The organism is Trinickia mobilis, from assembly GCF_017315705.1.
In the GTDB taxonomy this organism is placed as follows: Bacteria; Pseudomonadota; Gammaproteobacteria; order Burkholderiales; family Burkholderiaceae; genus Trinickia_A; species Trinickia_A mobilis.
The window spans coordinates 393,957-417,837 of record NZ_JAFLRF010000002.1 but is presented as its reverse complement, the minus strand read 5'-3'; the positions used below and the strand labels follow the sequence as shown (position 1 = coordinate 417,837).

Here is a 23,881-nt window from a genome sequence, read left to right as displayed (position 1 = left end):
GTCAACGTGACGACGCGCGCCGGGACGGCGAGCGCGAGGATCCGGGTTCGTCGCCGATCAGCCGCTCGGCCGCGGCGCGCGCATCGCGTGCGGCGCCGGGCTCGCCGCTGACGAGCGCAACGCCGATCGCGCCGTCGATCAGGATCAGCCATTGGCGCGACAGATTGGCCGCGTAGCGGCGGTCATGACCGATTGCGGCGGCGTACTCGTCGAACAGTTCGCGGATGAAGCTCAAGAGACGCGCCTTGTGCTTGCGCGAGACGACGCGGATCGGATCGGCGGCATCCGCGATCTCGCCGGCCGCATTGAGAAACGCGCAGCCGTGAAAATCCTCGGACGCAAACCATTTGCGCAGCACCTCGAACATGCCGAGCAGTTGGGCGCGCGGCGTGTTGCCGGTTTTCCTCGCGGCCTGCATGAACCAGTTCATCCAGCGCTCGTCGCGCCTCTCGAGCGCCGCGGCCACCAGCGCATCTTTCGATTCGAAGTGCGTGTAAAAGCTCTTGCGCGCCGTGCCCGATTCGCGAACGATCGCATCCACGCCCGTCGCGTGGATGCCGCCCGCGTAGATGAGCGCTTCGGCTGCGTCGAGCAAGCGCTCGCGAGCGCTCGGCGATGAGGCGTGTTCGGTCGATGTCGTCATGGGCTACAAGGTAGAATGCTCGTTCTCCCATGTCAACGACGAGAAGCATTAGTCCTTATCGCGGTGAGGTTTTTCCGCCGGCTATCGCGGCGCTTACATCTGCGCTATCGTGACGCGGCATGATCGACGTTGAATCCATCTCGAACCCGCGAATCCGAAAACGATGACGCAACTCGCAATTCGCAAGGCGGCCGCGTGCAGGGCCATGGCCCTGGGAATCGCGGCCACGGCCGCGCTGTTCTCGGGGTGCACGCCGTTGCAGGTGGTCACGCACTCGGTCAGCGCGAATGAAGCGCGCGTGCCGCTTGGGCACTACGAACTCGACGCGCACCATTGGAGCGTCATCTTCGACGTCGACCACTTGAAGTATTCGCGCTTCACGATACGCTTCGATCGCGCAAGCGCCGCGCTCGACTGGAACGCAGGCGGTCTCGATGCGAGCACGGTAGCGGCATCGATCGACGCGGCGAGCGTCGATACGAACGTGCCGATTCTCGACAAGCTCGTGAAGGGCCCGGATATGTTCGATGTGGAGCGCTATCCGCAAATCCGCTTCGTCAGCACGCGCTTTCAGCGCACCGGCGAGGCTACCGGGACACTGACAGGAGACCTGACGATTCGCGGCACGACGCGTCCGGTCACTCTCGACGTGACGTTCAACGGTTTCGCACCCGATCCGCTGACCAAGGAGGACAAGCTCGGCTTCTCGGCCGAGGGGCGTTTCAGCCGCTCGCAGTTCGGTCTCGGGACGTGGTATCCGGCCGTGGGGGACGACGTTCACGTCCGCATCCAGGCCGAGTTCGTGAAGCCCAAGGCGGGAAGTTGAGGCGGCGAGTTGCGCGCGCCGCGGGAAAGGTGAGCTTTAACGGGAGCCGGTGTGCCAATGAAAAGCGCGGACTTCCAGGTGAGGAAATCCGCGCCCGCTTGCTTCACTTCTTCAGATGCGCTTCAGCCTTGGCCGCAAGACGCGTTGGCCATGGCCTTCGGCCATTCCTCCGGGCTGACATCGCGCACATGCGTCGCGACCGACCACTTGTGCCCGAACGGATCTTCCAGTTGACCATAACGGTCGCCCCAGAACATGTCGGCGACGGGCAGCGTGACTTTGGCGCCCGCGGCCACGGCGCGCTCGACCGTCGCATCCGCGTTCTCTACATAAAGATGAACGAAGACCGGAGAGCCTTTCAGGGCCTTCGGCCCCAGCGCCCCATGCTCCGGCATTTCATCGACGAGCATGAGCGTCGAGTCGCCGATTTTCAGCGACGCATGCATCAGCCTGCCGTTCGGCCCGGGCAAGCGCGCGACTTCGACGGCATTGAATGCCTTCTTGTAAAACTCGATGGCCTCGGCGGCGCCGGCGCAGATCAAGTGGGGAGTCAGAGAATGGTGGCCTTCGGGGATCGGCTTGACGGTTGACGTGGACATGGCGGCGGCTCCTTGGAGGGTGTGAAGTTCGCGTATCGGTAACCTCTGCTGAAACAGCATGGTCACATCACTACGACGATCAAGCGACTGCGGAATCGACAAGCGCCCCAAATAAATTTTTGCCGGACTCGCGGCGCTGTCATGCAGACGCTTAATCGATCAAGCCGTCCAGTCCAGAATGACCTTTCCGCTTTCGCCCGAGAGCATCGTCGCAAACGCCTTTTCGTAGTCGTCTACGGCAAACCGGTGCGTCAGGATCGGCGACAGATCGAGGCCGCTTTGCAGCATCGCGACCATCTTGTACCAGGTCTCGAACATCTCGCGTCCGTAGATGCCTTTGATTTCGAGCCCTTTGAAGATCACCTGATTCCAGTCGATCACGGTCTGCGCGGGCGGGATGCCGAGCAGCGCGACCTTGCCGCCGTGATTCATCGCTTCGAGCATGCCCGTGAACGCGCTCGGCACGCCGGACATTTCGAGGCCGACGTCGAAACCCTCGGTCATATGGAGATCCGTCATCACGTCGCGCAGCGACTCGCGCGCGATGTTGACCGCACGCGTTGCGCCCATCTTGCGCGCGAGTTCGAGCCGGTAGTCGTTGACGTCGGTGATCACGACGTTGCGCGCGCCGACGTGCTTCGCGATCGCCACCGCCATGATGCCGATCGGCCCCGCGCCGGTAATCAGCACGTCCTCCCCGACGAGATTGAACGACAGCGCCGTATGCGTCGCGTTGCCGAACGGATCGAAGATTGCCGCGAGATCGTCGGAGATCTCGGGCGGAATCTTGAATGCGTTGAAGGCGGGAATCACGAGATACTCGGCGAACGCGCCTTCGCGATTCACGCCGACCCCGACCGTATTGCGGCACAAATGCCGCCGCCCCGCGCGACAGTTCCGGCAGAAGCCGCAGGTGATGTGACCTTCGCCCGACACGCGGTCGCCCAATTCGAAGCCGCGCACTTCCTGGCCCATCTCGACGATCTCGCCGACATATTCATGGCCGACGTGCATCGGCACCGGAATCGTCTTTTGCGCCCAGTCGTCCCACTTCCAGATGTGGATGTCGGTGCCGCAGATCGCCGTACGCTTGATGCGGATCATCACGTCGTTGTGGCCGACTTCGGGCTTCTTCACGCGCGTGAGCGTCAGGCCCGGAGCGCGTTCGAGTTTGGCTAGTGCTTTCATCTGCGCTCCCTTCAAATAATGCCGAGATTGCGGCCGACGCGCGTGAATGCATCGACGGCTCGATCGATCTGCTCGCTCGTATGCGCGGCGCTCATCTGCGTGCGGATGCGTGCGCGGCCCTTCGGCACGACCGGGAACGAAAAGCCGATCACGTAGACGCCTTCATGCAGCAACGCATCGGCCATGCGCGACGCCACTTGCGCGTCGCCGAGCATCACCGGAATGATCGGGTGCTCGCCCGGCACGAGCGTGAAGCCCGCCGCGCTCATCTTGCCGCGGAAATGCTCGCCGTTCGCGCGCACGCGGCGGCGCAGCTCGGCGCCTTCGCCGCTCGCGAGCAGCTCGAGCACTTTGAGCGACGCCGCGGCGATGCTCGGCGTGAGCGTGTTTGAGAACAGGTACGGACGCGAGCGCTGCCGCAGCAGCTCGACGATCTCCTTGCGCGCCGCGACGTAGCCCCCCGATGCGCCGCCGAGCGCCTTGCCGAGCGTGCCCGTGATGATGTCGACGCGGCCTTCGACGCCGCAATACTCCGGCGTGCCGCGTCCGTGCTCGCCGATAAAGCCGACCGCGTGCGAATCGTCGACCATCACGAGCGCGCCGTAACGGTCGGCCAGATCGCAGACGCCCTTCAGATTGGCGATGATGCCGTCCATCGAGAACACGCCGTCGGTCGCGATCAGTTTGAAGCGCACGCCGGCCGCGTCGGCTTCGGAGAGCTTCGCTTCGAGATCGGCGAGGTCGTTGTTCTTGTAGCGATAGCGCTTCGCCTTCGACAAGCGCACGCCGTCGATGATGCTCGCGTGGTTCAGCTCGTCGCTGATGATCGCGTCGGACTCGTCGAGCAGCGTCTCGAACAGGCCGCCGTTCGCGTCGAAGCAGCTGGAATAGAGAATGCAGTCGTCGGTGCGCAGAAATTTCGAAAGCGCGTACTCCAGGTCCTTGTGCACGGTCTGCGTGCCGCAGATGAAACGCACGGACGCCATGCCGAAACCGTCCCGATCCAGTCCATCCTTTGCGGCGGCGATCAGGCGCGTGTCGTTCGCGAGGCCGAGGTAGTTGTTCGCGCAGAAGTTCAGCACGCCGTCGCCGCTCGCGAGCCGCACGTCGGCCGACTGCGGGCTCGCAATCACGCGCTCGGTTTTGTAGAACCCGTCTGCGCGGATCTGGTCGATCGTGTTGCGCAGGTGGGCGAGATAGGGTTCACGCATCGAATAGCTCCTGATAGGGTCGATGTGCCGGACGCGCCGGGATCTCCGGCGTGTCCGGCGGCCTGTTGCTGTTATAGTCGCTCGTCGAATTTACCGGACAATTTCGTTTTTCCGAACTAAAGTTCGGTATGTCGAACAACTCTAAGCGATTGGAAATCAAATGGCAAGCTCGGGAAACCGGCGCGCGGCGCCGCCTGCATCCGCCGCTACGACGTTAGCCGCGCCCGCCACGCCTCCACGGGTGGGCGAGCAGATCCAGCGGCTGCGCAACGAACGCAAAATGACGCTCGACGACTTGTCGCGCGCGGCAGGCGTGTCGAAGTCGATGCTCTCCGAAATCGAACGCGACAAGGCGAATCCGACGATCGCTGTCGCCTGGCGCCTGACCAATGCGCTCGGCGTCAGCCTCGATCACCTGTTTGCGGCACCCAAAGCGCCGGAGGCGATCAGCGTCGCCGGGCCGCACGACATTCCCACGCTCGACGGACACGACGCGAAATATCAATTGCGCGTGTGGGGGCCGATCGAGCTGGCCGGCCGCTTCGAATGGTACGAGTTGACGCTGCAGCCGGGCGGTGCGTTGGTATCGAATGCGCACGAACCGGGGACGCGCGAGCATCTGACGGTGCTGCAAGGCACGATCGAAATCGAAGCCGACGACACAATGAAACGCTTGAAATCCGCCGATACCGCGCGCTATCTCGCTGACGTGCCGCATGCCATCCGCAACGCCGGAAAGGGCGAAGCGAGAGCCCTGCTGGTCGTGATCCACGGGTAGGCCCTGGCAACCGGCAATTCCGCCAGGTTGCGCCGACTACTGTATATTTGTACAGTATACGGGTCCACAGGAGATGGTATGACCGCCCCTCACGCTCACGTTCGTTCGCTGTCGACCGGAGTTAGCGCTTTAGCGCTTACTCCGGTCCCATGCAAAGCGCCCCCCGAGGGGGCGGATGCTTCCCTTGGGGCGGCCGGGCGCCCCGAAGAAAGTTCCCCGCACCACGGCCCAAGGCCACTTCCTTCGGGGCGCAGGAAGTCCCCATGGGGGATTGAGGGACGGGAAGCATCCATGCAAGAGCAAAAACTGGCCGCGCTGCGCTTTCAGTCTGCGGCGCGCGATCTCGAACACATCGTCCGCGACATCGCAACGCGCTACATCGCGCAAGGTGTTCCGCTGACGTGGCGCCTGCTGCACGCGATCGAGGCGGAGGCGCTCGCCGATCTGGGCTTCGCGAGCCGGCACGACGCGCTCATGCTCTCGCTGTTTCAGCGCCCGGCGGACATGGCTTATCCCGAAACCGACGATGTCGTGAATTTCGGGCAGTCGAACGCGCTGCCAGCCGCGTTTGGGTTCGCTGTCGCGGTCTATGAAGAGGCGCAATGCGATGCCCACGAAAGGCGGTCGTCCAAGCATGAGACGGCAGGCGGTGCGCGTGCGCGTCGGGAAACGGCCTGGGGCGGATAAAGGACCGCCTTGCTTGGCCGTACGGTGACTTCGTCCTACCGTGCGATACTTCGGTTTCGTGCAACTAACGGAAAAATAGCGATGGTCGCTTCACGTTCGACTAGTTCGCCCAGCCCGCGCACATCCGATACTGATCTCTTCGACCAGCAGCGGGAAGACTGGCGCCGCAACCCAAGCATCGCGTTCGATGCATGGCTCGCCAAGCAACATTTCCGCCGTTCGTCCGCGGACGTCTACCGCGCGCAATGGGGCGCCTTCCTCGATTGGCTGAAGATGCGCCACAAGGACCTTCAAACCGTCGACAGCGCGACCATCGCCAACTTCGTCGCCGAGCTGCCGATTCGGAAGCCCCAGCGCGTACGGTATCTACGGCTCATCGAACGAGTGCTCGATCACGTACGGGAAATCGAAATTGCGTCGACGAATCCTGCCCGATTCATCGCGCAAGACGGCGAAGCGGCGTGGCGCAACGCACGCGACAACGACCCGACGGGGTTTCTGACCTCAGCTGAACGCGCCGCGCTCGTCGGCCATTTGTTCTCGCCGCTCGGCGACCTATCACCCGCTCAGCGATGGCGCGAAAAGCGCGACCGCGCGCTGATCGCGGTCTTCCTCGGCGGCGGCTTGAAGACGGGCGAGGCTCGCGATCTAACGATTAGTTGCGTAGAACCGGGAAAGCCGTGGGTCACGATCGAGTCGGCGAATCCAGCATTCACCCGGCGCACGCGGCTTTCGCCATTCGCAGTCGCGGTGCTCGATTCCTGGTTGGCGGAACGCCGTTTGTCCGCTCTCGCCGGCAATCTGGTCTTTCCGGCGTCGCCGTCCGGGCGTCCCATGCATAAAGCGACGATGCTGCGCGCAGTCGACGTGCTGATCGACGAGGCCGGCATTGCACAAACGAGGACCGCCCGGGCAAGCCCGCAGACGTTGCGCAATACGTTCGCGGCCGATTTGTTCGAAAGCGGCGCCTCCATCGAGCTTGTCGGCGCGTGGCTCGGGTTCGTGCAGATGGTCTCCGTCAATCGATTGCATCGAGCATGGAAAAGCTGGCACGACGAGGCCGAGTCGATGCGGGAGTCGAATCGAGACAATAAGGCGTGATCTGGCTGTTGCATAAGTGGCGCGGACAAGCCCGGTGCGAGGCGGTTCGGTGCGCTATGAGGCCCCGCAAAGGCTCACCTTTTGATTCCCGAATTTCCTCACCTGTCGCGGCAAGTACCGCTTTTGCGGAGCCTTCGCGCGATTTATTCGCGCCGACAGCGTTGCCTAATCGTTCAAAAAGCGCGCAATGGCTTCAATTCGGGACCGCCCGGCTCCGGATGAATGCTCGCACTCAGGACACTGCAATTCATAACCGGCGCCCGTTTGCGATAGCTCGGGTTCGCCGTCTTCACATTTAGGGCAGCGCGGCGGAATCACGACGTACCCGTCAAGCACGTTACCGATCGAATTCAATTCATCCGCGCCGAGACGGCCCGATGTCGCCAATGAACAAAGCAGTTCCGCGAGTGCCGGATCGACGCCTTGTTGGGCACGCAAGGCGCCGACTTCTCGAGTCAACGCGTCGATCTCCTCAGACTGGGCGCGTATTTGGCCATCCAGCCTGTCACCGCGCGCCTTGGCAACGCTAAGCTGTTGAATGAAATCGAATTCCTTGCGGCTCGCATCGCGAATACCGGACTGGTACGTGGCGGCCATACTACGCAGTGAGTCGAGTTCCACCAGCATCGGCTTGACACGCCGTTCGGCCTCGGCGATCGCGTCCTTGATCTGCTGCGCGTAGTGCTCAGTGCTTTGACGCATCTCGGCATGCAATGCGTCGATTCGGTCGCGCAAGGCGGCGTTGGCCGCCTGTTCGGTTTCGAGTCGCTTGGCGAGGCTCTCTTTTTCAGCTTCTAGCCGGCGCACGGCACTTTGCGCGTTTTCATGATTCGTGGAGCGCTGGGTAACCGACGCGCTCAATTCAGCCTCGAGTTCGCGCACGCGGGCGAAGGCGATATCGATGCGTGCTTCCGCTCGGCGCAGCGCCTCTTCGCTGGCCTCGCGCAGTATTTCGGCTTTTCGGGCCTGCTCTTCGGCGGCTTGAATAGACGTCAGCGTTTCGCTGCGTTCATGGTCGAGTGCCGCTCGCGCTTGGACGCGGGCCGCTTCGAAGAGCTCCCCGAGCAATTCACCCGCTTTTTCTTCAAGCGCCTTCGGAATGGCTCCTGCGCCGACTCGAACTTTCGATGTCTCGCGAATGCGCTCCCAGAAGTGATCGATGTCCTTCGGGATATCGCTGGCACTTCCCGTTTGGGTCAAGTCGCGCACAGCGGCCATCGACGGGCGTATGCCGAGGTCGAAAAACAGACGCTTGCACGCATGGAGCGACAACTCCTGCCGACGGGCGCCATTTGCACGTAGCGTTTCGAGCTCGCTTCGGATGGCTTGCCGTTCTTCGTCTAGCGTCATAGTTGTGTACGTTGGTATCGTTTGGGTGAAGAAATAATAACAACATACGTATCATTTGCTACGCTTTTGAGGGGGTCTGTTGTGCTTTTGTTGAATTGGCGCTTTTTCTCGATTTAGACGGACTGCCATGGGTGCCACTCCGGCAGAATTTCGTGAAACAAAGCGAAGAGCCGACGATAAATCTTTGTTTTAAAAGGACTCTATCCGAATTTTCCGCTTCGGTGAGTGTTTCACGACGTGGGATCTTGCTTGCTGAGACGATTTTTGGGAGAAACTCGCGGGGCGCGCTTGAGAGTAATAAAAGTAAACACCATTGAACCTTGTTAAAAACGTTAACGCCACGCCAAACCTTTATGGGACAAGGGAGACAGCTCGATAGGGTGAGGCTTTACGGGGCGTCTGGTGAGGACTTGCAGGATGAACAAGTGATGGGGTTCGGGGCGGCCGGTGAGTCGCTGCGGGAAAGGACGTGAGCGGGTTCAGGAAGACCGCGTCAGGTATGCCCTTTGCCAAGGTGAAGCTTTTCGGGAGCTGGCTGTTCCGTAAGCCCTTTCACGACGATAGGGCCGGCTTCGAGAACGAAACCCCGTCGGTGAGGGCTTTCGGGAAGGTCCCGGTCCCTGTTTTTGAGGCCCGTTAACCGGCTGAAATCCCAAGAGGTGAGAGGCGGCAGGAGGAAACGGCGCTCGGACGTGAGAGTTTTCGGGAGCTGGAGGTCGGATTTGCTTAAATATTGTGCAAATCGATGCCTAAGGTGAGGATTTCCGGGAGGCGGACTAGGCTTCTCGCTTGGTCCGCCTGCGGATTTATTGGGCGAATAGGTCAGTTCTCACTAAAAGGTGAGTCTATTCGGGGATGCTGTTAACGCGGTCGGCGCCGTTCGAATTCGGTCGCGCGAACCTCGACGGTGAGTGTTTACAGGACCTGAATTTGGCTCGAAAACACCAACAGGTGAACCTTTTCGGGAATAGTTGGCGGTTACTCACGCTGAAAAGCCCGTGAGACTTGATTGGTGAGCGCGGTCGAAAATCCTGCGGTGTAGCTAAGGTGAGATTCTACGGGAGGAGGCAATTCTCCGGCGCTGGCATTGGTCCTTCTCGACGCATCGTCAAAGGTGAGTCGATACGGGACCTATTCGACATCGGAAGTGCATGAGCTACGAGCGATAAGTCTCGGACGCGATTGAATATTTTCGCCGAGCACTTCAATAGGTGAGCTTTTGCGGGAGGTGCGGATTGTGCGGTGCTGCCATGTCCATTTGGCGGCGGTGGGGCTAAAGGTGAGGCTTTTCGGGAGTATTCCGAGGGCCTTGCATGGGATATCTGGCTTGGAAACCGGACTGGCGGCTGCTTTGGGCGGGGCCATCGGTGAGGATTTACAGGAGCGATTTGCGTGAAGCGCCGCGGACCGGCAGAGCGTGAAAGTCCGAGTCGAATGCTCCGCGCATCTGCAAGAAGCCAGGCTCATGCTTTGAATGTCGTCAATGTGAACACCGAGGGCCTGGAGAAGGGAAAGCCGCGTCGTCGGATCAGCATGGGCTCGGGCGGACGGCAATTTGCCGTGGCGGGTTGAGGCGGCTCGAGATTCGGCAACGCGGGACCATCGACTCGGCCGGGTCAATGCCTGCGACACTGCATCGTGGTGAGCGGTTGACGGGCTGAAGGTGGGGCGAGGTCTCGACGAAGCAGCACAGTGACGCTTTAGTGGCTCGTTGAATGCGACTACTTCGAACGAGGTTGAGCCGTGGCGCCTAGGGGCGCACTCGGATTTTCCGGCGAATGGCGACGCGAGGCCCAACTCGTCTTGTCGCGGTGCCGCGCGTTCGTGCCAGCGTCGTCATCTCAACTCCGGGCTGCTGGAGATTTTTGATCGTGGATCAAAGGCGCGACATCAGAAGGGCGATCGGCGCAGTGGTGCGATCTCCCCCTACGAAGCGGCGTCGACGGCAAAATCGCGTCGTGAATTTGCGACAATCTTTATGGTGAGCCAATTCAGGAGCGGATTGCGGCGGCTTTAGCGATCGTGGACAGGCTGTATACCTTGCCATCCTCTGGCTGGTAACGATGCTCGGTTGGGACCGATGTTTGGTGAGGTGAGCTTTTCCAGGAGATCACCGAAGTGAGTCGCGGTTCGTAAACGCGGTTCACCAGAAAACGGTGAGGGTGTGCCTATAGACGTGCTTCACCGCAGTCGGTATCCTCTCCGGAAATCTCATTTCGACCCGACGCATGGCAACGAAGCGCGCGAAGAAAACCGATGTGGTGAGCCCAAGCTCCGCCGAATTGCGCAAAGCTGTCGAAGCGATCGCGATTCAGCCGAAGAGCGGGAAAATCACGCTCCTTACGCGCAAGCTCTTCAACGTGCTCCTGGCCGTTGCCCAGCAGGCCGACGAGTCGGGAGACACGTATCGTGCGCTGCTTTCCGATATCGTCGCGAACTCCGCGTTCGATTCGAACGATACTGCGCTGGTCAAGGAGCACTTGCGGCGCATGGTGTCGGTCCAGGTCGAATGGAGCCAGGGCACGTCGAGCCAGAAGCCGGGGCGCAAATGGGGCATCTCGACGCTCATCGCCGACGCCGAAATTCTTGAAGACCCAACGACGCGCCGGGTGTGGGTCGAATTCTCGTTTGCGCCGAAGATCAAGAAGAAGCTGTTGGACCCGGTCCAATACGCGCGTTTGAGCCTTCAATTCCAGAGCCAATTGCGCAGCAGCGCCGGCCTCGCGCTTTACGAAATCTGCGTGCGGTACTTGACCAATCCCAGCCACTTGACAATGCGCGAGTCGTGGGAATGGTGGCGGCCCATTTTATCGGGTACGCCGGATACCGAAGCCGGCGATGAAGCCAAGCGCGAGTACAAATACTTCAAGCGTGACTACCTGCGTCCGGCCATCGCGGAAGTCAACGCAGTGACGAATATTTTCGTCGAATTGATCGAGCATCGCGAAGGACGGCGTGTTGCTGAAATTCAGTTCCGAGTGACGGAGCGCAAGCAGCCGATGCTCGCGCTCGATGAGCATCCGAATGTGTTCGACAGCACGTTGGTCGATCGCATGGTCAAGATTGGCATTCCGCTCAAGGAAGCGCAGACGCTTTACGCCGATAGTGAAGAAAACCGGATTCGCGCGGCGCTGCAAATGACCGAGCAGCGTATGCGCAGCACGACGCTCCCGCCGGTGCGCAGCGCGCCGGCGCTCTTCAAGGACGCATTGAAGAAGGGTTATGCGCCCCCGCTGGATGCGTTGCCGTCGGCTACCAGCAGCGGCAAGGCTGCAGCGGCACCGCCCGATGATTTGAAGGCGCGTCTGCTCGGCGAGTACGCGGCCTATCGGCGCAAGGAAGCCCGCGCACTTTACGACGAGCAGGGCGATTCCGAACAGGAACTCGCGCGTCAGTCGTTCGAGGAAGACATGCTCCCGGAACTCGGCACCCATTTGCGTGACGATTGGCGCCGGCGCGGATTGGACTCGAAGCTGGCGGAAACGGCTTTCTTCGATTGGCTCGCGCGCAAGACATGGGGTGAGCCGACCGATGGCGATCTGCTTTCGTTCACGCTAAGCCAACCGCGCGCCGCATAACGCCGCGTAAGCGCGGCGTTTCTTTTCCTCTCTTTATCGCAACGAGTGCCGCTTAGTTCGGCAGCAGCATATTTTCAATCTGCCGCAAGATGTCGTCCCGCTTTTCCTTCGACAACCCGCGCAGCCGCAATTCGAGACGGTCGTCGCCGTAAGATTTCAAGTCACCGACAGATACGCCGTCCAGCTTGATCTCCATCCGCTGCGCGTAGCGCTGACGCCCCGCGGGCTTCGCGCTTTCTTGCGTGCTGGCCCTGCCCTTCACGATATCCGCAACTTGCCGCGTGCTCAGATCGTCCGACAGGATCTTGTTGATCAGACGTAACGTAGAGTCGATTCCCCGGGCCGAATGATATCGGCCAACCTGATAGGCCATGTTTGATCCGAAACGGTCCGGCCTTGCGACCATTTCTTGCATCACGACTTCCGGCAACTTTGCAATGGAAAGCGCGACGGCGACGGTTGATTCATCGAGGCCGAGGTGCTCGGCGAGCTCCTTCTGACTTTGAAAATGCTTATCGTCGAGGAAACGCTTCCAGACGACCGCGTTATCAAAAACGGTTTGTGAATCGCGCTGAACGTTCAGGTCATAGCCGAGCTTGTAGCTCTGGATGCCGATCGGCAAATCGATGACGATGGCTTTGACTGTTTCCTTATTGGCCTCCTTGAGTGCTCGAACGCGTCGTCCGCCGTCGCTGACGAAGTAGGTGCCGGGATTGTCGTAATCGGGAATGACGTGAATGGCCTGCTGCTGTCCTTGCTTCGCAAGGTTGACTGCCAATTCGGCGATCGACGACTTCAAATAGAAGTGCCGTGGGTTAAACGGACTCGGCTTAATCGCTTTGAGCGCAAGTTCGATGACCTGGCCGGGACCATATCCGTGCTCGATGCGCCAAGCGCGATATTGCGGCGATTCGCTGTCATGCGCTTGATCGTCGGCCTGCGGCACGGCGACGAGCGGCTGGCTCGAACGACCGGGTGCCTTTCCGGCGGGGGTAGATCCATCACTCTTGACGATGCCGTCGATCGCATTCAAGCGATCAAGCGCGGTTCTTTTCTCGCTGCTAGTCGTTTCAGGGCGCGCTTGGAAGCCTTTGGCGAATTGGGAAGGTTTCATTCAGGGTCCTTTATGCGCATAAATTCAGGGTAGCAAGGCGGCGATTTCGTCCGCACATGCACGGATTTCGACGGCGGCGAGCCTCGCGCCACGGTCACTCATTTGGAGCACCGTCTGCCCGAGTGCCATTGCCTGCTTATAGGCTTCGCGCGTCGGGATTTGTGTTTTCAGCAAGGGGAAGCCGAGTTCTTCCAATGCGCGCTTGAGTTCGCGCGTCAACATCCGTTTTTCTTCGGTCTTGTTGAGCAGGAACACCGCACGAAGGTCCTCGTTCATCACTTGCGCTTGCTGGATGAGTTTGACGAGTCCGACGCTCGACCAATAATCGGCTGGCGATGAGGAGGTTGGAATGACAGCGATCGTCGCCGCGAGCAGGACGACTCCGGAGACCTTTTCGGTGATGGACGGTGGGCAATCAACGACAATGATGTCGTAGTCGTTAATGAACTTCTTGATCTCGCGATGGATCTGGCTGCCTGCTTCCGAGAGGTTCACGACCGGGAACGGGATGCCCGAATCACCTTCCGAAGAGGCGCTAGCCCAATGAACTAGCGTGTTTTGACCGTCGGCATCTACGACGAGCACTCGCTTGCCCTTTTCGTGGAAAGCCGCCCCGAGATGCATGGCAATGGTGCTTTTACCGACCCCACCCTTTTGTTGAGTTACCGCGACGATTTCCGCTGCCAATTTTTTTGCTCCCTTATCGAGGTTGGTGAATTCTACCGGGAAATATTTTCATTTCAATCATTTCGTCGTGGCAGCGCTACGAAATAACCGTTTGGGGGATGTTTATGCGCATAAAGCGGGTGGAGGCTACGGCGAGGTGTCCATCGGCATGTGTAGAACCAGTGCCCCTTATCCGTTCGATTCAATGGGCGCCGTTATACCAGCGTCGAAAACAAATCGCATCCCGGCCGCGATCGCTAGTTTGAGTGCGTGCGCAAGAGGTCTAGGTCTATGGTCCGCCGTTGCGGTGACAAGTTCTAATCGCACCGGCCGTTCCGGCTGCGATTCGAATCCGCCGGTGCGGCTACGAGACGCGATCGGACGTTGTCTCGGTTACTCGTGCCGCGGACGATGTGCCGCCAGATTTATGCGCATAAATCTGGCGGCGGCCCCCGGCGGGGGTATCTTGGTTTTCGAGCAGTGAGAACTAGCGAGGCCTCGCGCCGCCAAGGATGGACCTACTTTGCTCGCGGAAGATTGGCCGACAAGTGATCGCTATCTGGCGTGGCACTCGATGATCTCTCTAACTCGAGACGTCTAGCGAAATCGGTTACCTACGCCGACGCATCCTATCGATGCTTTCTGCTCCCTACGCTCTTAAGTCTTAACCAGCGATTTGCGAGACCTAATCGCGTGCGTGCCCAGCAACCCGGGGCCTGTTCTACGATCGGCAAGGCACATTCGCAAGCCTGCTTTTAGCGTGAACAGGCCCCAGCCTTCGAATAGTCCAATTCATGCGTCAATTAGCTGGCCTTGTTTGTTTTGGGCCTATTTTGTCGCATGTCGCATGTCGCATTTCGCGATGACTTGAATGGCTGAATCACCGGATTTAGCGGCAATTTTCCTGAGCCGCCCCTCAAACCCATCGAGGTGCAAATCGACGCTAACCCGGCAGCACAGAAATATCGCGAATGGTTTCCGCCGCTTTAAGCGTTCGCAAGCGACCCCCCAAAAAAATTGCGCAACCCGCGTTGTAGACAAATCCCTTCCGACCACAGATCCCATCTCCCCTTGGCCGGCGACCAACAGGTTTCCTTGAGCACCGACTCCACCATTCCAGACAACCCCGTCATACCAACCCCGACCTCACCCCAACCCATCACCCGCTACAATGAATCGCCTGTCAAATCCACGCGTCGACTCCCCGACTTCACGATCACGATCTATCACAATCCCTGTTGTTCCAAGTCGAGAGGCGCATGCGATCTCGCCGCCAACACCTTCAACGTATCCGGCGACTCTGTCGATATCGTCGAGTACCTGCAACAACCTCCGACCGTCGTGCAATTTAAGGAATTGCATCGAATGCTGGGCGGTTCGGTGCGCGATATGCTTCGCGATAACGAAGCGCCATACAAAGAACTCGGGCTCGTGAACCAGACGTTGACGGATGATCAGTTATACGAAGCAATTGCCGCCCATCCAATCTTGTTGCAGCGTCCGATCGTCGTGCGCAACGGAAAAGCGGCGATCGGCCCTTCTGGCGGCCAGCCCGAAGAAGGAGCCTTTTAATCACGGGAACGTGTCTTGCCGGCCGCATTGCGGCGTCGCTTCTCGCTTGTTTGGCGAGGCCAAACGGCGCTCCGGCCTCCTTGCACTGCGCCCCGAAGGAAGTCCCCCGCCCGGCGGCCCAAGGCCACTTCCTTCGGGGCGCAGGAAGTCCCCTTGGGGGACAGCCGGCAAGACAAGTTCGCAAGCTTGTTATTAGCGTGAGCGCGCCCTAGGCGCCTTGATGGCCGAATCCGGCGCGGCCGGCCGGCTCGTCTCGACGATACTCAAGCATTCGACGCCACGCTCGCTGCCTTGGATGATGACGCTCGTCGCGATCATCCTCGGCTTGCCGCTCTTCTTTGAAGCCGCTCTTGTGATGATGGTGCCGATCATCTTCGTCATGGCGAGCCGCCCGGTTTTGCGATTTCGCTCGTCACCATCCTGAGCTTTCGATCGGGGCGGGGTCGGTGTTCTTTTGCCACGTGCACGACGCGGGCTTCTAGTTGGTGCGCGAGTACTTCGGCTTGACGCTGAAGCAAACCGTGTCCGTCTGGTCGATATTGCTGACGATCGTCTCTGTGGCGGGTCTCGCGTTGACGCTCGTGCTGTGGGGCGCGTTGACTTAAGGACGCTTTGCCAATCGCAAGCGCGAGAACCCCCGCCCGACGAAGCATCAGTCCTGCGGCTCGTCGGGCGTGACGCGTTCTCCGCCGCTGACTTCCTGCGATGCACTGCGCAGCAGCGCAATCTGCTTGCGAAAATTGCGGCATCCGCTGCAAACGGGCAAATGGACGCCGATGGCCAGCCATTCCCCCGGGCTCAGGCGCCGGTCGAGCGCATCCGACAACAGACGAGTCACGTCCTTACACTTCCCCATTCGCGTCCTCCCTGCGCAGCCCCTTCTCGGACAGACACGTGCGCAGCCTGAGCCGCGCGCGATAGATCAACACGCTGCAGTGATTCGCGGTGAGCTTGAGCTCGGCGCAAATGTCCTCGGTATCGAGGTCGAGGAATTCGCGCATCATGAATACGCGGCTGATCTGCTCGGGCAGGTGCTCGAGACAAGCCTCGAACAGACGCCAGAACTGCTGTCGCTGCAATTCCGTTTCGGGCGTCGCCCACGGACGCGGCTTCGCATGCGGCGTCCAATGGCCGTTGTCCTTGAATAGCTCTTTATCGAGCAACGCCTCGCAGTCCAATTCCGATTCGAGCGCCGACAGGTTGATCGTCCGCTGCCGCGCACGCAGCGTGTCGATCAGCTTGTGACGCAGGATGCCGAACACCCATGTCTTGTGCTCCGATTGCCCCGCAAACCGTTCGGCTTGCGTCCACGCGGCGGCGAGCGCCTCCTGCACCGCGTCTTCCGCCGCGGCCGCATCGCGCAGTTGCAGCCGCGCAAAGCGCAACAAATCCAGACGCAATTGCGCCAGATAGATCGGATCGTCGTGCGCGGCGCGCGCCGCCTCCCGCGTCAAACGGGCTCCTCCCGCAGCTTTGCGGACTTGGGACGATTGAGCGGGCCGTCGAGCGACCAGCGTCCGGTGCCGCGAAAGAAGAGATAGGCGATCAGCACGGCCCACAGCACATGGTCTTTAATCATCACAGGTTCGAATCCCGGGTAGGAGATCACCGCAACCAGGTTGACGACGAACAGCCCCGCCGCAGCGAAGTGTCCGCGCCGTCCGAGCAAGAGCAGGATCGGAAAGATCGGCTCGCCGCCTGCGCCCATCACGGCGGCGACAGCCGGCGGCAACACCGGCACATGATATTCGCTCGTGAAGAGATACGGGGGCTGCCGCAGTCCCGCAGCTTGAGGAGCCCGGATACGAAGAACACGCGGAACAAGTAGAGCCGCACGGCCAGCGCGATGAGCGGCTGCAGAGCGACAGCGATGGCCCCGAAGCGGCCGTACAAGCGGCAGGCGAGATTAGTGTTTTCCATTTTCAGGTTCCACTATGGCATGGACGAGCCCATGACTGAATAGATGCGCGAGCAACGAATTCGGATCGCCGCAGGCGTGCGACAGGGCGTTTTCGATGCTGCTGCCTTTCCATAGCGCGGCGACCACTTGCGTTTCGTCGCCGTCGATAGCGCGCCAGCGCACGGCGAAGCCTTCGCGCCAGACGAGGACCGCTTGCCCGCCCGCATCGAGGGACGCCGCCGGACCGCCTTCGTGCATCGCGACGATGTCGGCGATCGGCCACTTCGCCGAGCGCGCGACACCCACGGACGCGCTAAACCGCAGCGAAGCAGCGGCAAACCGATCGGGTCCGAGCTCGGCAAGCGAGGCGCGATTGAGCGGCGCGCTGTCGTCGGCGTAATAGGCCCGCTGCATCAGCCAGTCGACTTCGGCGACGTCGCCGAGATAGGGCAGGTCGGCGGCGGGTGCGAAGCCTCGGATGAAGGCGGGCAGGGCGGCGCCGTCGTCGTGCAGATTGGCCGATGCGGCCGGCGTCGCGATGACGAAGGCCCGCGCGAGCGAGCGGAAGTAGTCGCTGCCCACGAGCGTGACGACGTGCGTGAACGCATCGGCGAGCGCCGCGATGCGGTTGAGCCGCACGTTGTTGCGGTAGACCTCGATGTGCGTGCGCGTTGCGTCGGTTAGGCCTGCGGGCGCGCGCGACTCGTCGTCAAGCGAGGCCGCGAAGCTGTCGAGGAGGTCGCTGTAGCTCGACATCAGCGCACCTCTTGCGCGGGCGAGTGCGCCATCGCTCGCTCGCGCGCATCGGCGACGCGTGCTTCGAGCTGCCGGTACTCGCCGGCGAGCGCATCGAGCGACGGCAGGTGCGTATCGCGCTCGAGCAGCACCGGGGTCGGCGCGAAGCGCGCGAGCGCGGCGTCGAGCAGCTTCCACACGGCATCGCTGACGCTCGCCCCGTGCGTATCGATCGCGACGCCGTCGAGCCACTCGAAACCGGCGACATGCATCTCGCCGACGCAACCGGCGGGCAGCCGCGCGATCTCCGCGAGCGGATCGGTTTTCAGGTTGAGCGCATTCACGTAGAGATTGTTGACGTCGAGCAGGACGCCGCAGCCGGTGCGCGCGACGAGCTCGGCCAGCATCTCGGCCTCGCTGCACGTCTCGCCTTCGAACGCGACATAGGCCGATACGTTCTCGATCAGAATGCGGCGCCCCAGGGCCTCCTGCACGCTGTCGATGTGCGCGGCGATCAGCGGCACGGCGCCGTCGACACGCGGCACCGGCAACAGGTCGTTGAAGAACCGGGCCGCACCGCGATTCCAGCAGAGGTGTTCGGAGACGAGCGCCGGCTCGATGCGCGTGATGAGCGCTTTCAAACGCTGCAGATGCTGCACATCCGGCGCCGCATGGCTTGCGAGTCCCATGCCGACGCCATGCAAGCTGACCTCGTAGCGCTCGCGCACGCGTTCGAGCGCGGCAACCGGCTCCCCGCCGCCGAAATAGTTTTCGCTATGGACCTCCCACCATCCGACCGACGGCCACGCCGCGAGCACGCCGGCGACGTGCGGTCCGCGCAGGCCGAGACCTGCGCCAAGCTGAGGCTGGGGATTCATGTTGCCTCCCTGGGGGGCAGCGAACGAGTGTGAGCGTGGGGGTGGTTCAAGGTGAGCGTCCTGTCCTTGTGCCGCTTTGGCGCTGATTGGGTGCCGATGAAGGCGGCGACGGCCGCGCATCTCGCTAGTATCGGCGAGGTTGGCTGCGCCTGGCGCCGCTTACACGCCGGGCTGAAGCGAGCCGCCCATCTGCCGGCACGTGTCGGCGTGAACTGCCCCGAACTCGCCCTTGTGCATGCCCTTCGTGCCTTGACCGGCGCACGCGTGATTATTGCCCGTGCAATCGTTCTGACCTCTCCTTGGGTTGGAAACGGAGCCGTGAGATTGGCGTCCGGGAGCTTGAGTCGGCGCTTGCGAGCGGTTATGACGCGCCGTCGGAAATATTTTCTTACGGCTTCCCGTGCGCCCGAACCATCGCCAGGACATTCGATTCTTGCAGGCTTCGATACGTCCGCGTCCGGAGGGAGCCCTGTGGATGCAAACGACACGGCCTATCATCGAGTGGCGCGACGCGGCGCCGACGTTCGCAATTCCCCAAGCGGCACCGTCACGTATCGGCCACGGAAACGTCACGGATGTAACCACGAGTAACCGACGCCGGTCGCCGGCAAGTTATCCACAGTTTCTGTGGAGAACTTTGTGGAAAATGTGGCCGAAACCCACCGCGGGCAGGCCATGAGCTGGATTGCATGAAAAACAAGCCTGTGTCTTGAATTTAGCCTGCACTATTGAAAGCTTGTATCGTTTGCGCGTTTCGTCCAACCACCACCAGTGAGGGAACAGGAATGGCTTACAACATTGCGGTAATCGTCGGCAGCCTGCGTCGCGACTCGTTCAACAAAGCGCTCGCGCATGCTGTCACCAAGCTCGCCAGCGCGGACTTCGCGTTCGAATTTCTCGACATCGGCTCGCTGCCCCTGTATTCGCAGGACTACGACGCCGATTTTCCCGAGGTCGCGCGGCACTTCAAACAGCGGATCGAAGCCGCGGATGCGCTCCTTTTCGTGACCCCCGAGTACAACCGTTCGATTCCCGGCGTGCTGAAAAACGCGGTCGACTGGGGCTCACGCCCGTGGGGCAAGAATTCGTGGGGCGGCAAGTCGGGCGCGGTGCTGGGAACGTCGCTGGGCGCCACGGGCACCGCGCTGTCGCAGCAGCATCTGCGCAATGTGCTCGCCTATCTCGACGTGGCGACGCTCGGCCAGCCTGAAATGTTCATCAAGCATGTCGACGGGTTGATCGAGGCCGACGGCAACGTCACCAACGACGACACCCGCAAGTACCTGCAAACCTTCGTCAATCGCTATGAGAGCTGGGTGAAGCGGCACGTGCACAAGTAATCGCGCGTCGCGCGCAACAGTGAACGGCGGCGGTCCGAATGAGGACGCCGCCGTTTGTTTTTGCCGTCCCCGCTTGCATGTGGCGCCGCGTTCATCCGAGGACAATGGCAAAGCGCCGGTTGTCACGCGTGGTGATCGTGATGCGTGACGCGTTCCCACCCGTGCCGCACCGCCGCTTTGAAGCGCCCCCATGCGTTGTGCGGATGCGCATCTTCCCAATCGCGTCGAGCGTAAGGCTCGACGTCCTCCCAAGACCGGTGTTCGGCGTAACGAGCGTCGCGGCCGAGCGTCGTGCCGTGCCGGTACGCGCTTTCGTAATCCTCATAGCGTGAGCCGCCGCTCGCGTACTTGGTCTCGTAGTCGCCGCGGAAGTCCTCTTCGTACTGCAGGAATTCGTCGGGAATGGGAGCGGCGGCGCCCGCTGGCATGCTTGCCGCACCTTCGGCCGCGGCGCTCGCGCTCGCCGCCGCCGCGCCCGCATGCTTCGGCTCGCTGCGCCCGGCGGAAAAGATCGCGCCCATGCCCGGCGCAGAGCCGGCCGCCGTGGCCGTCGCCGCGGCTTCGGTCGCAGGGCGGTCGGCGGCGGTCGCTTCCGTGCCCGGAGGGGCCGCCGCGCCCCGCATGTAGCTGCGCACCGCGCCCCGCCGCCGCGCCGGGGCTCTACGAATGCCGAGTTCCTCGAGCGGCGAGTGCGCGCGGGCGGTTTCGTCGTCGGGGGCGCGCCAGGCGGGGGCGGCCGTATCGTCGGGCGCGTGCCAGGTCGCCGCGCGCTCGTCGATATTGATCGCGCCGCTTCGCTCGAGCATCGAGCGTGCGAGTTCGGCGTAGGCGTCGGTGGCCGCGTCGGCGCTCAACATCACGGCGCCGCGCCGCACGGCTTCGGCGTACTGGGCGACTTCGTGCGGGCGCGGCCCGGTCACGAACAGTGCTTCGAAAAAGCGCTCGATGCTCGCGATCACGCCTTCGTCGGCGGGGAGGGTGGTATCGGCGGCGGAGGTGGCGTCGCTGGCAAAGGTTGGCTCGCAGCGGGCCTGCAGCGCAATGCCGTCGCGGTCAAAACCTGCTCGGATGAGCGCGTCGCGCGCGGCCTCGGCTTCGGGGTAGGTGTCGAACAACGCGATAACGGTGTGTTGCATGACGTTCTCCTCGATTTTCAGGGCCTGTTAATAGCGCCCCCAGACCTGCCGTTGCGCGACAGCTCCCCCCCGAGGGGGGCAATCGCCCAATCCCCCAAGGGGACTTCCTACGGGGCGGGGGACTTCCTGCGCCCCGAAGGAAGTGGCCTTGGGCCGCGGGGCGGAAAACTTGGGGCGGCCCGGCGTTTTCTTGAGAGCGTGAACAGGCTCCAATGCATCGGGCAGCAAGCGCCGTGCCGCTCGCTTCCATCTTCGACTGCGTTCAGCCCGGCTTGCTGGCGGGCTGCACGCGTTGCTCGCGTTCGTGCCGGATCGTTTGCAGTATTTTTTCGAGCAGCGCGATATCAAAAGGTTTTGACAGCACGCGCGCGTTGACATTCCGCGCCCGCTCGAGCTCCTCGGCATAGCCGGTCACGAGGATCACGGGCAGCGGCGCGGGCAGCGTCTCGATCGCTTCCGCGAGATCGATGCCGTTCATCGCGCCGGGCATGTGGATGTCCGAAATCACGAGATCGACCGGTGCGGCGGGGTCTTCGACGAGGCGCAAGGCGGCGTCGGCGTTGAACACGTAGGTGACCGTGTGGCCCATCATCTCCAGGAGCGCTTCGGTTCCGGCGGCGACTTCGTCGTTGTCCTCGACGAGCAGGATGCGCAGGCCGCCCGATGCCGCCGGTTCTTCGCGGCGCGGCTCCACCGCGGGCGCCGCCGCGGCCACGGCGCTGCCGCGCGGCAGATAGAGACGCACCGAAGTGCCCGCGCCGATTGCGCTGTCGATCGTGGCGAGCCCGCCGGAGCGCTCGCAGAACGCGAACACCTGCGGCAGGCCGAGGCCGGTGCCCATCCCCTTCGGTTTCGTCGTAAAGAGCGGCTCGAACGCGTGCGCGAGCACGTCGCGTCCCATGCCGGAGCCGGTGTCGTCGAGCGAGATCTGGACGAAGTCGCCCGTCAGCGGAAAGCCGTCGCCGTGACGCAGGCTGACGTTGTTCGCGCGCACGGTGAAGCGCCCGCCGTTGGGCATCGCGTCGCGCGCGTTGACGGCGATGTTGATGAGCGCGAGCTCGAGCTCCGCGACGTCGACGAGCATCGGCCACGCGTTTTCGCTCACGTCGATCACGAGCTCGACCTTCGCGCCGAGCGACGCGCGCAGCAGCTCGCGGCTCGCCGCCATCCAGCGCGCGAATTCGATCGTCTCGGAGCGCAATGGCTGCTTGCGCGCGACGCCGAGCAGCTGCCGCGTGAGCGACTGGCCGCCCTTCAACGCGCGCTCGATCGCCGACAGCTCGCTGTCGATCGCCTTGACGCCGCGCCGGCGCGCAATCTGCACATTCGCGGAGACGATCATCAGCAGGTTGTTGAAGTCGTGCGCGACGCTGCCGACGAGATTGCCGAGCGCTTCCATCTTGCGCGATTGCCGGTACGCGGATTCGATCGAGCGGCGCATCGACGCCTCGGCCTGCCAGCGCGCCCACGCCTGCTCCTCCGCGCCGAGGCGCTTGAGCGACAGGCCGATCACGAGCCACAGCACGATCGACGGCGTGAAGACCGACACCACGAGCACCGTCAGATGGCGGTACCAGTCGGCCCAGATCGCGGATTCGCGGTACGCGCAGGACACATACACGGGATACGAGCCGACGCGCCGGTAGGCGACGATCTCGCCGTTGCCGTCCGCGCGCGTGTGCAGGACGCCGTCGCGGCTGCCCGAGGCGAGCGCGGCCGCGAGCGCCGAGCGGGGCGCCGCCAGCGCCCGCTGCGTGGCCGGCAGCGGCGGGTACGACGCGAGCACGGCGCCGTCCTCGCGCGTCAGCATCATCGTCATCGCCGCGCCTTCGCTGCCCAAGAGTTCGCGGTAGAACGCGTCGAAGTACGACTGTTCCAGCGCGACCGACACCAGCCCGGCGAACGACCCGTCCACATTGCGCCGCGCGATGCCGGTGTTGAACACGGTTTCTCCCGCGCCGACGCGCCCGATCATCACCTTCGACACGTGCTCGATCACCTTGCCGTCGCGGATGCCGGTGAAATCGTCGCGATCGGCGATCGACGCGTGCGGCGCCGGGTAATAGCGGCTGTTCGCGAGCAGCATCCCGTCGGGCCCGAAAATCGACACCGACGCGACCTGCGGATAGCCGCCGCCGATCGTCTTGAGCTTTTCGTGAATCGTGGCTTCCTGTGCGCGCACGGCTTCGTTGTCGAGGCCGCGCACGAGGTCGTCGATGCGGGCGTCGAGCGTTTCGTTGAGGTCGAACACCTTGAGCGCGTGCTCCTCGCCGATGCGCACGGTGCGCAGCGTGATGTCGGTCGCTTCGGCGACGCGGGCGCGGAAACTGGCGTAGGCCGAGGCGGCCACATACACGCACGGCAGCACGATCGCCGCAATCAGGAGCGCGATCAGCGTGAAGCGCCGTACGGCGAAGTCGGGTTCGGGGACGGCCGGATACGGCGACTCTTCTTGCCAATTCGGAGCGGATTGGCTCGTGCGAGGATCGTCGGGCCGGTAAGGCGTCATCGTCGGAATCGTATGAGCGATAGGAAAGCTGTGCGTGCCATCATAAACGACTTGGATTGACCGGCGCGGC

General features: G+C 62.3%; 24 protein-coding genes. 9 read left to right on the top strand and 15 right to left on the bottom strand.

Translation table 11 applies throughout. The annotated features are described in order from the left end of the window. Position 1: 1 nt before the first annotated feature. A complete protein-coding gene (locus J3489_RS04745) occupies positions 2-643 on the bottom strand; it encodes a TetR/AcrR family transcriptional regulator (RefSeq protein WP_206996534.1) in 642 nt (213 codons plus the stop codon). A 163-nt stretch (positions 644-806) separates the two neighbouring features. On the opposite strand from J3489_RS04745, the gene J3489_RS04740 reads away from it, so the two are divergent. Beyond that, complete coding sequence (locus J3489_RS04740; RefSeq protein WP_206996533.1) at positions 807-1,469, top strand: YceI family protein; 663 nt, start codon at positions 807-809, stop codon at positions 1,467-1,469. Between the two features lie 122 nt (positions 1,470-1,591). Here the strand turns inward: J3489_RS04740 and J3489_RS04735 are convergent, their stop codons facing one another. The 3 genes from J3489_RS04735 to J3489_RS04725 form a co-directional block, all read right to left on the bottom strand. After that, positions 1,592-2,068, bottom strand: a complete 477-nt coding sequence (locus J3489_RS04735) for a VOC family protein (protein WP_206996532.1) — start codon at positions 2,066-2,068, stop codon at positions 1,592-1,594. A gap of 159 nt (positions 2,069-2,227) precedes the next feature. After that, positions 2,228-3,256 (bottom strand): L-threonine 3-dehydrogenase, encoded by a 1,029-nt coding sequence (gene tdh, locus J3489_RS04730; protein ID WP_206996531.1) that lies wholly within the window; start codon positions 3,254-3,256, stop codon positions 2,228-2,230. 11 nt (positions 3,257-3,267) lie between these two features. After that, positions 3,268-4,467, bottom strand: coding sequence for a glycine C-acetyltransferase (locus J3489_RS04725; RefSeq protein ID WP_206996530.1), 1,200 nt, complete (start codon positions 4,465-4,467; stop codon positions 3,268-3,270). 160 nt (positions 4,468-4,627) lie between these two features. On the opposite strand from J3489_RS04725, the gene J3489_RS04720 reads away from it, so the two are divergent. The 3 genes from J3489_RS04720 (at position 4,628) to J3489_RS04710 (ending at position 7,033) form a co-directional block, all read left to right on the top strand. Then, complete coding sequence (locus J3489_RS04720; RefSeq protein ID WP_206996529.1) at positions 4,628-5,245, top strand: helix-turn-helix domain-containing protein; 618 nt, start codon at positions 4,628-4,630, stop codon at positions 5,243-5,245. A gap of 291 nt (positions 5,246-5,536) precedes the next feature. Continuing rightward, complete coding sequence (locus tag J3489_RS04715) at positions 5,537-5,932, top strand: DUF2471 family protein (protein WP_206996528.1); 396 nt, start codon at positions 5,537-5,539, stop codon at positions 5,930-5,932. Between the two features lie 81 nt (positions 5,933-6,013). After that, positions 6,014-7,033, top strand: a complete 1,020-nt coding sequence (locus J3489_RS04710) for a tyrosine-type recombinase/integrase (RefSeq protein WP_206996527.1) — start codon at positions 6,014-6,016, stop codon at positions 7,031-7,033. Positions 7,034-7,198: 165 nt separating this feature from the next. On the opposite strand, the gene J3489_RS04705 is transcribed toward J3489_RS04710, so the two are convergent. Next, on the bottom strand, positions 7,199-8,383 hold the full coding sequence (locus tag J3489_RS04705; protein WP_206996526.1) for a DNA-binding protein: 1,185 nt from the start codon (positions 8,381-8,383) through the stop codon (positions 7,199-7,201). 2,228 nt (positions 8,384-10,611) lie between these two features. Between J3489_RS04705 and J3489_RS04700 the strand changes: the two genes are divergently transcribed. Next, positions 10,612-11,961, top strand: coding sequence for a replication initiation protein (locus tag J3489_RS04700; protein ID WP_206996525.1), 1,350 nt, complete (start codon positions 10,612-10,614; stop codon positions 11,959-11,961). Between the two features lie 52 nt (positions 11,962-12,013). Here J3489_RS04700 and J3489_RS04695 read toward each other — a convergent pair whose 3' ends face one another. Together J3489_RS04695 and parA are read right to left on the bottom strand one after the other, a co-directional pair. Further along, positions 12,014-13,075: a ParB/RepB/Spo0J family partition protein gene (locus J3489_RS04695; RefSeq protein ID WP_206996524.1), complete on the bottom strand. Its 1,062-nt coding sequence runs from the start codon at positions 13,073-13,075 to the stop codon at positions 12,014-12,016. Between the two features lie 24 nt (positions 13,076-13,099). After that, the gene (gene parA, locus J3489_RS04690; RefSeq protein WP_206996523.1) at positions 13,100-13,762 is read right to left on the bottom strand and encodes a ParA family partition ATPase; all 663 of its coding nucleotides are present in this window, start codon (positions 13,760-13,762) and stop codon (positions 13,100-13,102) included. Between the two features lie 1,194 nt (positions 13,763-14,956). Between parA and J3489_RS04685 the strand changes: the two genes are divergently transcribed. The 3 genes from J3489_RS04685 (at position 14,957) to J3489_RS38270 (ending at position 15,918) form a co-directional block, all read left to right on the top strand. After that, the gene (locus J3489_RS04685; RefSeq protein WP_206996615.1) at positions 14,957-15,313 is read left to right on the top strand and encodes an arsenate reductase family protein; all 357 of its coding nucleotides are present in this window, start codon (positions 14,957-14,959) and stop codon (positions 15,311-15,313) included. Between the two features lie 220 nt (positions 15,314-15,533). Further along, on the top strand, positions 15,534-15,737 hold the full coding sequence (locus tag J3489_RS37390) for a GntT/GntP/DsdX family permease (RefSeq protein WP_242539765.1): 204 nt from the start codon (positions 15,534-15,536) through the stop codon (positions 15,735-15,737). 61 nt (positions 15,738-15,798) lie between these two features. After that, complete coding sequence (locus tag J3489_RS38270; RefSeq protein ID WP_309491331.1) at positions 15,799-15,918, top strand: GntT/GntP/DsdX family permease; 120 nt, start codon at positions 15,799-15,801, stop codon at positions 15,916-15,918. A 47-nt stretch (positions 15,919-15,965) separates the two neighbouring features. Here J3489_RS38270 and J3489_RS04675 read toward each other — a convergent pair whose 3' ends face one another. The 6 genes from J3489_RS04675 to bufA1 all read right to left on the bottom strand — a co-directional run bounded on the left by J3489_RS04675 (position 15,966) and on the right by bufA1 (position 19,252). Next, the gene (locus J3489_RS04675; RefSeq protein WP_206996522.1) at positions 15,966-16,169 is read right to left on the bottom strand and encodes a zf-HC2 domain-containing protein; all 204 of its coding nucleotides are present in this window, start codon (positions 16,167-16,169) and stop codon (positions 15,966-15,968) included. Then, positions 16,156-16,767 (bottom strand): RNA polymerase factor sigma-70, encoded by a 612-nt coding sequence (locus J3489_RS04670; RefSeq protein WP_206996521.1) that lies wholly within the window; start codon positions 16,765-16,767, stop codon positions 16,156-16,158. The genes J3489_RS04675 and J3489_RS04670 overlap by 14 nt, the downstream gene beginning before the upstream one ends. Next, complete coding sequence (locus tag J3489_RS04665; protein WP_206996520.1) at positions 16,764-17,054, bottom strand: DoxX family protein; 291 nt, start codon at positions 17,052-17,054, stop codon at positions 16,764-16,766. Before J3489_RS04665 ends, J3489_RS04670 begins: the two co-directional genes overlap by 4 nt. Before the next feature lie 165 nt (positions 17,055-17,219). Continuing rightward, positions 17,220-17,969, bottom strand: coding sequence for an HvfC/BufC N-terminal domain-containing protein (locus J3489_RS04660; protein WP_206996519.1), 750 nt, complete (start codon positions 17,967-17,969; stop codon positions 17,220-17,222). Then, positions 17,969-18,826, bottom strand: a complete 858-nt coding sequence (bufB, locus tag J3489_RS04655; RefSeq protein ID WP_206996518.1) for an MNIO family bufferin maturase — start codon at positions 18,824-18,826, stop codon at positions 17,969-17,971. Before bufB ends, J3489_RS04660 begins: the two co-directional genes overlap by 1 nt. 159 nt (positions 18,827-18,985) lie before the next feature. Continuing rightward, on the bottom strand, positions 18,986-19,252 hold the full coding sequence (bufA1, locus tag J3489_RS38735) for a BufA1 family periplasmic bufferin-type metallophore (RefSeq protein ID WP_206996517.1): 267 nt from the start codon (positions 19,250-19,252) through the stop codon (positions 18,986-18,988). A 359-nt stretch (positions 19,253-19,611) separates the two neighbouring features. On the opposite strand from bufA1, the gene J3489_RS04645 reads away from it, so the two are divergent. Beyond that, complete coding sequence (locus J3489_RS04645) at positions 19,612-20,166, top strand: NADPH-dependent FMN reductase (protein ID WP_206996516.1); 555 nt, start codon at positions 19,612-19,614, stop codon at positions 20,164-20,166. A gap of 122 nt (positions 20,167-20,288) precedes the next feature. Here the strand turns inward: J3489_RS04645 and J3489_RS04640 are convergent, their stop codons facing one another. Further along, the gene (locus J3489_RS04640) at positions 20,289-21,302 is read right to left on the bottom strand and encodes a hypothetical protein (RefSeq protein ID WP_206996515.1); all 1,014 of its coding nucleotides are present in this window, start codon (positions 21,300-21,302) and stop codon (positions 20,289-20,291) included. 262 nt (positions 21,303-21,564) lie between these two features. Continuing rightward, on the bottom strand, positions 21,565-23,811 hold the full coding sequence (locus J3489_RS04635) for a hybrid sensor histidine kinase/response regulator family protein (RefSeq protein WP_206996514.1): 2,247 nt from the start codon (positions 23,809-23,811) through the stop codon (positions 21,565-21,567). Positions 23,812-23,881: the final 70 nt, after the last annotated feature.